Annotated in this window: 12 protein-coding genes; 3 read left to right on the forward strand and 9 right to left on the reverse strand. The window is 47.4% G+C overall.

All coding sequences use genetic code 11. The features are described from left to right. Positions 1-46: 46 nt before the first annotated feature. From BDD39_RS10575 to nadB, 7 genes are all read right to left on the reverse strand, one after another. Positions 47-775, reverse strand: coding sequence for a YhcN/YlaJ family sporulation lipoprotein (locus BDD39_RS10575; protein ID WP_166910509.1), 729 nt, complete (start codon positions 773-775; stop codon positions 47-49). 106 nt (positions 776-881) lie between these two features. Further along, complete coding sequence (gene nadE, locus BDD39_RS10580; protein ID WP_166912372.1) at positions 882-1,622, reverse strand: NAD(+) synthase; 741 nt, start codon at positions 1,620-1,622, stop codon at positions 882-884. Between the two features lie 37 nt (positions 1,623-1,659). After that, positions 1,660-2,601 carry a phosphotransferase gene (locus tag BDD39_RS10585; protein ID WP_243846021.1) on the reverse strand — a complete coding sequence of 314 codons (942 nt, stop codon included), beginning with the start codon at positions 2,599-2,601 and terminating at the stop codon, positions 1,660-1,662. Further along, complete coding sequence (gene safA / locus BDD39_RS10590; protein WP_166910511.1) at positions 2,591-4,072, reverse strand: SafA/ExsA family spore coat assembly protein; 1,482 nt, start codon at positions 4,070-4,072, stop codon at positions 2,591-2,593. Before safA ends, BDD39_RS10585 begins: the two co-directional genes overlap by 11 nt. 150 nt (positions 4,073-4,222) lie before the next feature. Continuing rightward, positions 4,223-5,326: a quinolinate synthase NadA gene (nadA, locus tag BDD39_RS10595; protein ID WP_166910512.1), complete on the reverse strand. Its 1,104-nt coding sequence runs from the start codon at positions 5,324-5,326 to the stop codon at positions 4,223-4,225. A gap of 20 nt (positions 5,327-5,346) precedes the next feature. Next, positions 5,347-6,177, reverse strand: a complete 831-nt coding sequence (nadC, locus tag BDD39_RS10600; RefSeq protein ID WP_166910513.1) for a carboxylating nicotinate-nucleotide diphosphorylase — start codon at positions 6,175-6,177, stop codon at positions 5,347-5,349. A gap of 36 nt (positions 6,178-6,213) precedes the next feature. Further along, positions 6,214-7,767, reverse strand: a complete 1,554-nt coding sequence (nadB, locus tag BDD39_RS10605; RefSeq protein WP_166910514.1) for an L-aspartate oxidase — start codon at positions 7,765-7,767, stop codon at positions 6,214-6,216. Between the two features lie 105 nt (positions 7,768-7,872). Between nadB and BDD39_RS10610 the strand changes: the two genes are divergently transcribed. The 3 genes from BDD39_RS10610 to BDD39_RS10620 all read left to right on the forward strand — a co-directional run bounded on the left by BDD39_RS10610 (position 7,873) and on the right by BDD39_RS10620 (position 10,091). Next, positions 7,873-9,012 carry an IscS subfamily cysteine desulfurase gene (locus BDD39_RS10610; RefSeq protein ID WP_166910515.1) on the forward strand — a complete coding sequence of 380 codons (1,140 nt, stop codon included), beginning with the start codon at positions 7,873-7,875 and terminating at the stop codon, positions 9,010-9,012. A 1-nt stretch (position 9,013) separates the two neighbouring features. Continuing rightward, positions 9,014-9,553 (forward strand): transcription repressor NadR, encoded by a 540-nt coding sequence (locus BDD39_RS10615; protein ID WP_166910516.1) that lies wholly within the window; start codon positions 9,014-9,016, stop codon positions 9,551-9,553. 76 nt (positions 9,554-9,629) lie between these two features. Continuing rightward, complete coding sequence (locus BDD39_RS10620) at positions 9,630-10,091, forward strand: NUDIX hydrolase (RefSeq protein WP_166910517.1); 462 nt, start codon at positions 9,630-9,632, stop codon at positions 10,089-10,091. Between the two features lie 180 nt (positions 10,092-10,271). Here the strand turns inward: BDD39_RS10620 and BDD39_RS10625 are convergent, their stop codons facing one another. Both BDD39_RS10625 and BDD39_RS10630 read right to left on the reverse strand, forming a co-directional pair. Next, entirely contained in the window at positions 10,272-11,459 is a 1,188-nt protein-coding gene (locus tag BDD39_RS10625; RefSeq protein WP_166910518.1) for a thiolase family protein, read from the reverse strand. Positions 11,460-11,476: 17 nt separating this feature from the next. Continuing rightward, positions 11,477-13,027, reverse strand: a complete 1,551-nt coding sequence (locus tag BDD39_RS10630; protein WP_166910519.1) for a long-chain-fatty-acid--CoA ligase — start codon at positions 13,025-13,027, stop codon at positions 11,477-11,479. Between the last annotated feature and the right edge of the window lie 10 nt (positions 13,028-13,037).

Consider the following 13,037-nt stretch of genomic DNA (forward strand, 5'->3'; position numbering starts at 1 on the left):
CGCTAAAAATGGGAACACCTTTTCGGTTGTTCCCATTTTTTCACTATTAGCGGGTGTTGGCCGGACGTTCATTAATTTTTCCATCAATAAAAATCGTTTTTAAATCGCGTTCGATTACTTCCATCGGACGGCCACGGCGGATATCGTTATCGATGGTACGGACACGGTGGTACATGCTCGGGTTGGAAACGACGCGCACCTGTTTGCCTTTCGTATATGGCGCTACCGCTTGGGCGACAAGGCGCTCCACGTGATCTGCGTATTTGGAATTGGTCGAAATCGCAACAAGCACCTGGTCACGGTACACAAGCGTCCGCGCATCGTTGACTCCTCTTACTGCATTGGCGCGGCGGGAAACCGTCTCGGCTAATTTCCCATCATAGGCTCTATAGTAAGAAGGATATGTTTTGCTTTCCATCGAATTTAAATGGCCATGGTAGTTGCGGTCCGCATCGCCGAAATCTGTATTGCGCGGAAGTGCAGGCACATCCGTGTCAAAACGGGTAACTCCCGGAATGCCTGTGCGGTTGTTGTCTGTAGCAAAGTAGTCCGTTACCGGTCCGCGGCGGCTGAATATATAATTATTGTCATAATTATTTACATTGGTCCCATAGCGGCCGTAACGGAAATCATCAGCAAAACGCTCCGTGGAATAATAGCCGATCGGACGCGTCGTGTCATTGTAGCGTCTATTATCGTTGTCCGCGTAATTGGCGCATGCGGCCATCACGCTTAAAACAGAAACAGCCCCGATAATTTTCATTGCGTTTCTCAATGGAAAAACCCCCTTATTTTCCTTCGCACCAGGCCAAAAAACTCTCGGCCTTATCATTAGCTTGGCGAAGGAATGGGGGTTTTATGGCTGTCAGTTAGCGGCAAAATCAAAATTTTGGTGGCGCAATCGCCAATTGCCGTTTATGATGTGAGCGTTTATGTAGCCGTTCAATAATTTGCCGGTCTTTTTCCGGAATTTCTTCCCCTTTTAGATACTTATCAATCATTTCGTATGTCGTGCCCATCTCGTTTTCGTCTGTCTGTCCTTCCCATAATCCCGCGCTTGGCGCTTTTGTAATAATTTCCTCAGGAACGCCAAGAATGCGTCCCATTTCGCGTACTTCGCCTTTTGTAAAATGAATGAGCGGCACTAAATCGACTCCGCCGTCCCCGTATTTGGTAAAGTACCCGGTATGCCACTCTGCGGCATTATCCGTTCCGACAACGATATAGCCATAATTATTGGCGACGGCATACAACGTTGTCATGCGCAAGCGCGCTCTCGTGTTGGCATCTCCTAACCGCGCCGTTTCTTCATTCCATTCCCCTTTTTCTTTCAGTTGTTTTTCCACTTCCCCAAATAACGTATTGTGCGTTTCCGTTAAATCAATAATAAAATGTTTAATGCCGCAGCTTTCCACTACTTTTAATGCGTCTTCCACATCTTTTGGGTTGCTTTTGCACGGCATAATCAGCCCAAGCGAGTTATCGGGAAACGCGCGTTTAATTAAATGGGCGACCACCGCGGAATCAATGCCGCCGCTAATTCCGACAATCGCTCCGTTCAATCCGGCATTCGCTACTTGTTCGCGCAGCCATTGAATCAGTTTTTCAATCTTTTCTTCCATCATTTTTCGACTTCCTTTCTCCAAAAATGACATATGTTTATTTTAGCATATTTCCAATATTACGGACAAACTGTTCCCGTTTCTTACGCTCAATCAAAAGCATTCTTTTGTATTTCAACGCCAAACGCCATTCCCGGAAAATATCGGCTGGAAATAAAAGCGCGTGTAAAAACCACGGTTTGGCAAGCCAATCGGAAAAAGGAGAAAAACGGGACAAATCAGAAAAAGACCATTGCAAATGCGGCAAAATCCGGCTCGCATACTGCAAATAGTCGATGCCTGGAGAAGCAATGGCAGCAGCATCATAGTCGATTAAGTATACTTTTCCCTTTTTCGTTCGCAAAAAATTATGGGCGGCAACATCACCATGAATGATCGCTACTCTTTCCTTTGCCAACCGTGATATATAGTTGGCGCAAGTGGAAAGGCAATATTCGGCATATTGCATCGTAAAGGCGATATCTTCTTTCTCCATAATTTGCTCAATAAGCGGCAAATGAATGTAAAAATCATGATAATGGCGCTGCCATTTTCTATATAAATGGTAATACGGGAGCATCGTTCGCCATAAAGGGTGGTAAAGAAGCTTGTCTGTAATGGAATGATATGTTTGCAATAATTGCAGTCCGGCGGCAATATCCTGTTTTTCTGTAAAAGCTAGTGCTTTCGCATTGAAAATATAAGTTTGCATAAGCCAAAAATGTCCGCCAAAGAAAAATACACCATGCTGCCCTATAGCCGTATATACCGCAGGAACATGGTGAAATCCCATTTGTCTTAACGATTGCATAAGCATCGCTTGCTTTGTCGCTTCCAAAAAGGTGTGGTATTTTTTTACCACCCAGCACCCTTCGCGTGCTTCGACCATCCACACGTTATGTTTGATCCTGTCTATCCTTTTTACATCCAAGCCATACTCGCCTTTCAGAAGAAAAAAGAGACGACCAATGATATCGTCTCTTGCTTGTTTATTGCTCATCATAATTCTCCTCGTCTTGCGGTTCGGTAAACCTCCACCCTTCTGCATGCGGAAATGGAGCTGCCGTTGGTGTGAACGGGTATATTGATCCTGGCATATATGGTTGCGGCGAATACGGATAATAAGCGGCTGGAGCTGGCGCATAGTAATGATGCGCAACTGGCGGCAACGATGGGTAGACCGGCGGACACCATCCGTATCCTTGTACCATTGGCTGCGGCGCATACGGTCCAGGATAGGAGGCAGGCGCATATGTTGGAGCCGGCGAATAACCAGCAGGTGGAATATGGGCCGCTGCCGGATTTTCTTCGCTGCTTTCTCCGGTATATCCCGGCATTGGAGGTGCTTCACCTGATTCGATGCCGCTTTCTTCGATTCCCGGAAACACATGGGAACTGCTTTCCATCCACCCGCTAGTAAGCGGCTGGGTGTAAGGAGGATAATGAATCGGAACAGCTGGCATGGACGGGAAATAACATCCAGGATCTAGGAATATCGGTGCTACCGGTACGTAATGCTGCTGCGATATTGGCGCAGTCGGAAATGCCCCTGGCGAATACGGCTGTTGCATGATTGGAACATACGGAACTTTTGGCAGCTCTGGCGGTGTATTATCATCTTTGAACGCTTTTTCTTTTTCTGTCTCGGCAGGACTTTCGAACTCTTGTTTCATAATCCCCGGCAAAATATTTTTTGGTTTTGGTGGAATCGGCGGAACATTAGGAAGAACATTTGAAAAGTTAATATTGACATTTGGCGTTACCGGAGGGATCGTATGTGATAATGGCGGAATGTTGATCTGTTTTTCTGGTGCTTTTGGTGCTTCGTTGATCGGCACATTCGGTGCTTCATTGATCGGCACTTTTGGGGCCTCATTGATCGGTACTTTTGGTGCCTCATTGATCGGTACTTTTGGCGCCTCATTGATCGGTACTTTTGGCGCCTCATTGATCGGTACATTCGGCCCTTTGTTCACCGGCGCTTTCGGTGCTTCTTCCACCGGTGCTTTCGGTGCTTCTTTCGCCGGCGCTTTCGGTGCTTCATTGATCGGCACATTCGGCCCTTTGTTCACCGGCGCTTTCGGTCCTTCATTGATCGGCACATTCGGCTCTTTGTTCACCGGCGTTTTCGGGGCTTCTTTCACTGGCGCTTTTGGCCCTTCATTTACCGGCGCTTTTGGGGCTTCGTTAAACTCCGCTTCAATGTTCACCGATACAAACGGCTTTGTATTGGCATACGGGTGCTCTATATTTTCTTCTTTTTTGGGAGCCAGATTAATTTTTGTCTCTTTTTTCGGCGCTTCTTTTTTTACGGGAACTCCTGCTGTCGGCACTTTAATTTTCATTCCTGGCATAATCATATTCGGATCGCTTAAATGCCCGTTTATCTTTTTCAATTGTTCAAAATCTACTCCGTATTTTTGGGCGATTTTCCAAAGCGTATCGCCCTTTTGAACAATGTGGATTTTCACTCCGTTCCCCTCCTAACCCGAAACTGTTCGCATTCTATTTCAGCCGCTGCTTGTTGTCACCATCATCCTTCAACACAATCTATGATCCATCTCATTGTTTTATGATAAAAAAATCATTCTGCCCTGCAGCCCAATGCTGCAGGACAGTTTTTATGCAAGCGCCAGCATGCGGTCAAGCGCCTGCTTTGCATCTTTGGCAATTGCTTCGGGAACAGTAATTGGATTGACGACGATTCCTTTTTCGAGCGCTTCAAGCGCCCATAATAAATGCGGCAAATCGATGCGATTCATCGTAAGACATGGGCACATATACGGATTAAGCGAAATGATTTCTTTGTCTGGATGTTCACGCATCAGGCGATTCACCAAATTCATTTCCGTACCGATCGCCCATTTGCTGCCGGAAGGGGCATTGCGGATCGTTTCGATAATATATTTCGTCGAACCGGCATAATCCGCCTTTTGCACAACGTCCCAGCTGCACTCTGGATGCACAATAATATTCATATCCGGCTTTGTTTTGCGAATATGCTCAATCTGGCGGACAGTAAAATTTTCATGGACAGAGCAATGCCCTTTCCAGAGAATAACCTTGATTTCGCTCATATCCCCTTCGTAATACAGACGATCGGCATGCGGATCCCATATCGCCATCTCGTCTAACGAAACCCCAAGCTCATACGCCGTATTTCTGCCTAAATGCTGATCTGGCAAAAAGAAAATTCGCTCTTTTTGCGTAAACGCCCATTCGACCATCTTTTTCGCGTTCGAGGAAGTAACGGTCGCGCCGCCGTGGCGTCCAACGAACGCTTTAATGGCCGCTGTCGAATTCACGTATGTTAACGGCAAAATCGTGCTGCCAAACAGATCTTGTAATATCGGCCACGCTCGCTCCACTTGTGTAATGTCCGCCATATCCGCCATTGAGCATCCGGCGCGCATATCCGGCAAAATTACCTTTTGCCGATCACTTGTTAAAATATCGGCTGTTTCGGCCATAAAATGCACGCCGCAAAAAACGATGTACTCGGCTTCCGTGTTTTGCGCCGCTACTTGCGCAAGCCGCAGCGAATCGCCTGTCGCATCGGCAAATTGAATCACTTCGTCTTTTTGATAATGGTGCCCCGGAATAAATAGTCTTTTTCCAAATCGCTCCTTGATGGCGCGCACGCGCGCTTCCATCTCTTCCATGCTCATTGTTTTATAACTTTCTGGCATATCATCAAGCCGTTTCATTTGTTCTAAAATGCCCATTTACTCTTCCCCCGTTTCCGTTATTGTAAATTGAAGCTAATATCCAGCGCGGCGGCCGAATGCGTCAGCATGCCGAGCGAAATATAATCCACCCCTGTTGTTCCGTATTCCGCAAGATTTTCAAGCGTAATACCGCCGGACGCTTCCGTTATGATTGGTTTCGGGACGAGTGAAACAAACTCGCGCACTTCATCCGGAGTGCGGTTGTCGAACATAATCACATCTGCCCCCGCACGAACGGCTTCTAATACTTGCTCTTTCGTCTCCGTTTCCACTTCAATTTTGACCATATGCCCAAGCTTCTCGCGCACCGCCTGCACTGCTTTCGTGATCGAACCGCAAAACGCAATATGGTTATCTTTAATCATGACGCCGTCATATAAGCCAAAGCGGTGGTTGTATCCGCCCCCGCAGACAACGGCATACTTTTCTAGCATTCGCAGCCCTGGTGTTGTTTTTCGCGTGTCGCAGATGCGAGTATGGCTGTTGTTTAAAATCGTAACCGCCCGATGTGTTAAAGTGGCGATGCCGCTCATGCGCTGGAGAAGGTTTAAAATCACGCGCTCTCCTGTCAGTAATGAGGCAACCGGTCCGGACGCAACGGCAATCGTTTCCCCTTTTTTTACTTGTTCGCCATCACGTTTATAAAGCGTTACATTGATGTGTGAATGCAAAAGACGGTAACCTGCCGTAATAACATCCGTACCCGCCAACACTCCATCTTCTTTTACAGTAAATGTTCCTGTCGCCCATTCATTGTCTGGAAAAATCGCTTCACTCGTAATATCGCGTTCGCCAATATCTTCAATGAAAAATTGTTGCAACAGCTGTTGTAATTTGAGTTGGTTCATCGTCTTTCCCCCGTTCTTCCGGTGTGGATACTTTCGCTACACTATTACATTTAGCTCGCTCTTTGTCCGCCAAATCCGCCGCCGTTCCCATTGCTTCCGCTCAAATGGATAATCGGAACGGTAATGTCCTCCTCGGCTTTCCGTACGTTGCAGTGCTGATGTCGTTACCAGCCAGCCCGTTAGCAACATATGAATAATTGCAATTTCATGAATGGAAAAATGATCAAGAGAGCTGTTCGCAAAATATGACAACGGAAATTGTTCGAACCATTTTTTTGCATATTGCAATCCTTGTTCATCACGAACGATGCCGACATATGTTGACATGATCGTTTGAATCTCCGATATATCCGGCAAGCCGTTTGCATCCCTTTTTTCATCGGCCAGTGCGTGATGCCCTTTTTGCCGAAACGGCGTGAAAGATGCAGTTTCGTTTTGAATCGCCTTTGCTGCTCGTTCTCCGAATACCATTCCTTCAAGGAGAGAATTGCTCGCCAGCCGGTTGGCGCCGTGGACGCCAGTACATGCCACTTCCCCGACGGCATATAACCCTTCGATCGATGTCTGCCCGCGATCATTCACATGGATGCCGCCCATCAAGAAATGGGCGCCTGGAACGATCGGAATCCTCCCTTTATCGATATCTATCCCGTATGATTGGCATCGTTTCGCAATTGTTGGGAAACGTTCACGAAAATGGGCAATCATCGAAACATCTAAATAAACGCGATGGCCGCGCTGGATTTCAGTGTAAATCGCGCGTGCGACAATGTCGCGCGGCGCTAGATCCCGTAATGGATGAACGGACTCCATCACCTTTCGCCCGTCTTCCGTCACTAACACTGCTCCTTCGCCACGCACCGCTTCCGAAATTAAGCCGACCGCTTTTCCATCAGCCAATAACATCGTTGGATGAAACTGAATGAATTCCATATCGGCAATTTTCGCGCCTGCCCGGTACGCCAACGCAACTCCATCGCCCGTCACCGTCTGGGAATTAGAAGAAAAAGCATAGATGCCCGCACATCCGCCAGCAGCAAGCACGACAGCGCTCGCGTAATGGAACGCGATTTGCCCTGAACGGTTTTTCGTTTTTATCCCGACGCACCGCCCCTGTTCAACAAGCAGTTCCATTACATATTCATCTTCAATGATCGGCACTCGTCCCGCTAGCTTTTTGAACAAAAACGCAACAATCTCTCTCCCTGTTTGGTCGCCTCCCGCGTGCAAGATGCGCCGTTTTCCATGCCCCCCTTCACGCCCGAAGTGGAGGCTTCCATCTTCCTTTGTATCAAACCGCAGCCCCGCCTCTATCCATTCGCGAATTCGTTTTGGCCCTTCGCGGACAAGCAGTTCCACCATTTTTTCATCGTTATGGCAGCAGCCAGCCGCAATCGTATCATGAAAATGGCATTGCCAATGATCTTCCGTGGAAATGGCAGATGCCACTCCACCTTGTGCCAGCCATGAGTTGCTCTCTTCTTTCTTCCTTTTTGTGAAAATTATCACATTTTTATGCTCATGCAAATAATAAGCGGTAGTTAAGGCTGCGATGCCGCTGCCGACAATAATGACCTCATTTTCCACCATGACAAGCGCCTCCTAATTTCATGTGTCTTGACACATATATTGACATATATTTAAACTAATGACAAGGGTTTTGTTAACATTTTGTGAATAAAAGGAATGATTTTGATGATTTATCTTGATTATGCCGCTACAACACCGATGAGCAAAGAAGCGCTAAATGCCTACGTAGAAGCAGCTACCACTTGTTTTGGAAACGCAAGCAGTTTACACGATGTCGGAAGCAATGCCGAACGGCTTTTAACCATTTGCCGAAAAGAACTTGCCGCGCTTATTGGCGGGGAGGAACGGGGGATTTATTTTACAAGCGGAGGAACAGAATCCAATATTCTTGCCATTCGTTCGCTCATTAACGCGCATCGCCATCGCGGCAATCATCTCATCACAACCGAGATTGAACATGCTTCTCTTTATCATCTATTCCAGCAATTAGAAAAAGAAGGATTTGAGGTCACTTATTTACCGGTTAACCGTTTTGGACAGATTGATATCGGTGATTTACAACGGGCGATTACGCCAAAAACGATTCTCGCTTCGATTCAACACGCTAATTCAGAAATCGGAACAATACAGCCAATTGCCGAAATTGGACAGCTACTGCGGCGTCACGGAGTAATCTTTCATAGCGATTGTGTCCAAACTTTTGGTAAAATACGAATTGATGTGAAAAAGATGTTTATCGACAGCCTTTCCATTTCTGCTCATAAAATTTACGGACCAAAAGGGGTCGGGGCGGTATATATTGACCCGCGCATCAATTGGCAACCATGTTTTCCTAATGCCACCCATGAATATGGATTTCGTCCAGGGACAGTCAACGTGCCTGGAATCGCTTCTTTCATCACCGCGGCACAGCACATTTGTGAAAATATAGATGACGAACAAACTCGTTTCGAGCAGCTGCGCCGTTACTTGCTGGCGCTTATTCGTGAAAAAGGCTTGCCTGTTACGGTGGAAGGACATCCTAATGTTTGCCTGCCGCATATTATCGGGCTTTCCGTTCACGGGATCGAAGGGCAATATGTCATGTTGGAATGCAACCGCGATAACATCGCCATTTCAACTGGAAGTGCGTGTCAAATTGGAAAACAGGCTCCGTCGCGGACGATGCTGGCAGTTGGAAGATCCGCAGAGGAAGCAAAACAGTTTATACGTGTTTCATTTGGGAAATGGACGACGGAAAAAGACATTGACCAACTCGTATCTTCCCTTGAGCGAATCAGTCAGCACAGAAAGGAGTTTGAATGAGTTGAAAGAAGAGAAAAAAATTCTTGGAGAACAGCGGCGCCAGCTCATTTTGCAATGGCTGAAAGAAAACAAAAAGCCGATCACCGGCGCCGAACTCGCGGCAAAAACGAACGTCAGCCGCCAGGTGATCGTGCAGGATATTTCGCTCTTAAAAGCGCGCAATGAACCGATTATCGCCACAAGCCAAGGCTATTTATATTTGACGCCAAACATTCCGGCACAGACGTATACGCGCACGATCGCCTGTTTCCATACGCCCGAACAAACAAAAGAAGAATTATATATTCTCGTCGACCACGGCGTCACCGTTAAAGATGTGAAAATCGAGCATCCCGTATATGGAGATTTAACCGCTTCTGTGATGGTCAGCAACCGGCTGGAAGTCGATCAATTTATTCAAAAAATTGAAGAAACGAAGGCATCGTATTTGCTGCAGCTGACAGACGGCACCCATCTTCATACGATTGAAGCGGACTCCGTCGCCAAGCTTGATGCCGCTTGTCATGCTCTCAAAAAAGCTGGGCTGCTCATTGAATCGTAGAGATTCGTCCCTTACAATAGATGGTAAGGGCTCTTTTTTTATTTTTCGAAACAACACAACAGAAAGGAAAAAATGTATGGGTTACATTGAAGAACTGCGCGCCCTTGTCGGCCATCGCCCTGTCATTTTAGTCGGCGCACTGGCAATCATCAAAAACGAAAAAAACGAAGTATTGCTGCAAAAACGCAAACAACCGCATGGATATTGGGGACTTCCCGGCGGATTAATGGAGCTTGGGGAATCAGCTGAAGAAACAGCGAGACGGGAAGTATGGGAAGAAACAGGACTCACCATCGGTAGTTGCCGGCTTCTCGATGTCCTTTCCGGACCAGGCACGTACGTGAAAGTTCCTAATGGAGACGAATTTTACGCCGTTACGATCGTATATGAAACGGATGAATTCTCCGGTGAAATCCTCGCAAATCCAGAGGAATCATTAGATGTGAAGTTCTTTCCAATCAATCGGCTTCCAGAACAAATGATTCAAAGCCATTACCGCGTCATAAAGAAACATATAAAACCATCCTCACCGCTATAGTGAAGTGACCAATAAAATTAAGACAAGAAAAAACACCTCCTGAATCGAATGTATAACTCCGCTCGATTTTTGGAGGTGTTTGTCATATAAGGACAAGAGTGCATTATCCAAAAGAGACAAAGCAGAAAGCAATCGAGATGAAACAAAATCTTCCATGTCGAGTTTTCCGAAGTAAATACGTTAACGAGTCAGAATATGAATGGCCACCGCAGCGCTTCCGCCATTTAGAAAACCGCCCGCATTGTGCGTCAATCCGATCTTAACTCGTCCTGGAATTTGTCTTTTTCCCGCATGCCCCCGCAGTTGCCATACTATTTCGGCAATCTGGGCAATCCCCGTGGCCCCTACTGGATGACCCTTGGCAATCAACCCGCCGCTGGGATTGACAGGAATCCGTCCCCCGATTTCGGTGGCTCCGGACTCCACCAGCCGTGCCCCATCCCCTGGAGCGCAAAACCCTAAATGTTCATACGCCCAAAGCTCGCCGGGAGCCGCAGCATCGTGGACTTCCGCCACCTGTACATCCGATGGCTGGATTCCAGCCAACGCATAAGCTTTAGCCGCTGCCCTTTCGGTGTTGGAAGGACCCATATCACCGCTGGAGTTACTCGAATAAACCACAGAGCTTGCGACAAACACCGGATCGTTAGTCAGCTGTCTGGAAATTTTCTCACTGCAAAGGATGGCAGCAGCCGCTCCGTCACTTAACGGCGAACACATGAGAAGGCGCAAGGGATCGCTAATGATCCGCGACCCCAGAACATCCTCGAGCGTTTGTTGTTTTTGATACTGAGCATTGGGATTCAAGCTTCCGTTACGGCTGTTTTTCACCGCGATTTTGGCGAAGGTTTCCATACTCGTTCCATATAGTTCCATATGTTTACGAGCTTCCATCGCATAGTAATCCATAAACAAACTCTGATTGTTCCTATCCTTACCGCCTCCTGGGAACTTGTCAAGCTCTTCCACGTCTGCGGCCCCTTTCAAAGCCTGAAAGGCTCTCGTACGATCGGGATGAATCATTTTTTCGGCACCCAAAGCCAGTACCACATCATACATCCCAGAAGCAACAGACATCCACGCCATATGGAAAGCGGAAGAACCGCTGGCACAAGCATTTTCAACATTAAAAATAGGAATCCCTTCCAAGCCTGTTCCTGACAACATTACTTGTCCGCGGATGCATTCTTGTCCTGTAATGATACCGGCCACCGCATTTCCTACATAGGCCGCTTCAATCTTCGAAAGGCTGATCCTTGCTTCTGTTAACGCACCATGAAGCGCTTCCCGTGCCAATTCTTTCAAACTTCGGTCTGGATATTTGCCGAACCGGGTCATGCCCACTCCCAGCACAACAACTTTTTGCATTTTGCTCCCTCCCACAATTAGTTTATTTGCCGCTCCTTACTGCCCCAGAAAGGTGCCCGCAATGCCTTTTTGTCAATTTTTCCATAGGCGGTCAAAGGAAGCGAGTCGACAAATTCAATCGATTTTGGCACTTCATATTTGGCTAAACGTTGTTTACAAAATTGAATCAGCTCTTCTTCACTCAGTCGGCTGGCCGGATCTGCCACCACAAATGCTTTTACCGCTTCCCCCCATTTTTCGTCAGGAACCCCGATCACCGTCGCCTGACGAACGCTCGGATGTTCAAACAGGGCTTTCTCCACCACCGTGGTGTAGACGTTGAATCCACCGCTGATAATCATATCTTTCTTGCGGTCCACTAAGTAAATGTAACCTTCCTCATCCTGATATGCCATGTCTCCGGTATGCAGCCAGCCATTGCGGATCGTTTTTTCGGTTTCTTCTTCCATCCTCCAATAACCTTTCATCATATGCGGACCCCGAGTAACGATTTCTCCGACCATTCCCGTTGGTACCTCCCTGCCTTCCTCGTCAACAATTTTCACCTGGGACATGATGATCGGACGGCCACAGGAAGACAGCCGCTTTTCTTCATCCACAGAATAAGTCAGATGATCCGACTTAGTTAAGATCGTTGTTTGGTTAGCCACTTCCATTTGTGAATATACCTGAATCAAAATGGGCCCCCAAGTTTCTAATGCCTGTTTGATGCGGGACGGAGCCATCGGCGCAGCACCGTAAATCAAGGTACGAAGACTGGATAAATCATATGATGGAAGATCCGGAAAATCGAGCAGTGAATAAATCATGGTGGGAACGAGGAAAGCAAATGTCACTTTTTCCTTTTCCACAGTCTCGCAGAACTTCTTCGGATGAAAACCTTGCTGGAGAATATGCGTCCCTCCGCGCAGCAGACCTGGCAGGATCATGAAACCAACCGCATGGGGCAGCGGCGCCACATGCAGCATCACCACCCCGCGTTCCAGTTCAAACTCAACGATTTCACTATACATGAGGGAAATCGTTGATTTGTGCGTATGCATGACCCCTTTAGAACGGCCGGTCGTGCCTCCCGTGTACATGATTGCTGCCAAATCTTCGTATCCAACCGCAATCTTCGGAGGCTCAGGAGAGGCCTTCTCGATCAAAGACTCCAGGCTGTGTTCCCCTTCGTTTCCCACCGTGATTACCATCGGCTGCGCGGAGGTTTGTTGCAGGATATTTTGCACACGCTCCATGTATTCACTGTCACATATCACCGCTTTGGCCCCGGCATCCTCCAGCCGGTAAGCCACTTCCGCATCACTTAAAAAGGTGTTCAGCGGCACGCGGACAGCCCCAAGTTTGGCAATGGCAAAATCGCAAACAATGTATTCAATGCAGTTTTGCATCCATAAGGCTACACGATCTCCGGGCTGTATCCCCTTTTGAAAAAGAGCGTTTGCACAACGGTTGACTTCTTCCCCGATTTCCGCGTACGTGATGCGGCGGCGTTGGTCTTTTACCGCGATTTTGTCCGGATATTGTTTCACCGCTTTATCGAACAATTCGCCGATTGTCGTTTCCAACACCGTTTCT

This window comes from Saccharococcus thermophilus (genome assembly GCF_011761475.1).
Taxonomy (GTDB): domain Bacteria; phylum Bacillota; class Bacilli; order Bacillales; family Anoxybacillaceae; genus Saccharococcus; species Saccharococcus thermophilus.

What these genes read in the sequence shown, in the direction of transcription:
- nadC (WP_166910513.1), bottom strand. Translation starts at nt 6,177, where the DNA reads ATGAACCAACTCAAATTACAACAGCTGTTGCAACAATTTTTCATTGAA.
- BDD39_RS10620 (WP_166910517.1), top strand. Translation starts at nt 9,630, where the DNA reads ATGGGTTACATTGAAGAACTGCGCGCCCTTGTCGGCCATCGCCCTGTC.
- nadA (WP_166910512.1), bottom strand. Translation starts at nt 5,326, where the DNA reads ATGGGCATTTTAGAACAAATGAAACGGCTTGATGATATGCCAGAAAGT.
- BDD39_RS10625 (WP_166910518.1), bottom strand. Translation starts at nt 11,459, where the DNA reads ATGCAAAAAGTTGTTGTGCTGGGAGTGGGCATGACCCGGTTCGGCAAA.
- nadB (WP_166910514.1), bottom strand. Translation starts at nt 7,767, where the DNA reads ATGGTGGAAAATGAGGTCATTATTGTCGGCAGCGGCATCGCAGCCTTA.
- nadE (WP_166912372.1), bottom strand. Translation starts at nt 1,622, where the DNA reads ATGGAAGAAAAGATTGAAAAACTGATTCAATGGCTGCGCGAACAAGTA.
- BDD39_RS10585 (WP_243846021.1), bottom strand. Translation starts at nt 2,601, where the DNA reads ATGAGCAATAAACAAGCAAGAGACGATATCATTGGTCGTCTCTTTTTT.
- BDD39_RS10610 (WP_166910515.1), top strand. Translation starts at nt 7,873, where the DNA reads ATGATTTATCTTGATTATGCCGCTACAACACCGATGAGCAAAGAAGCG.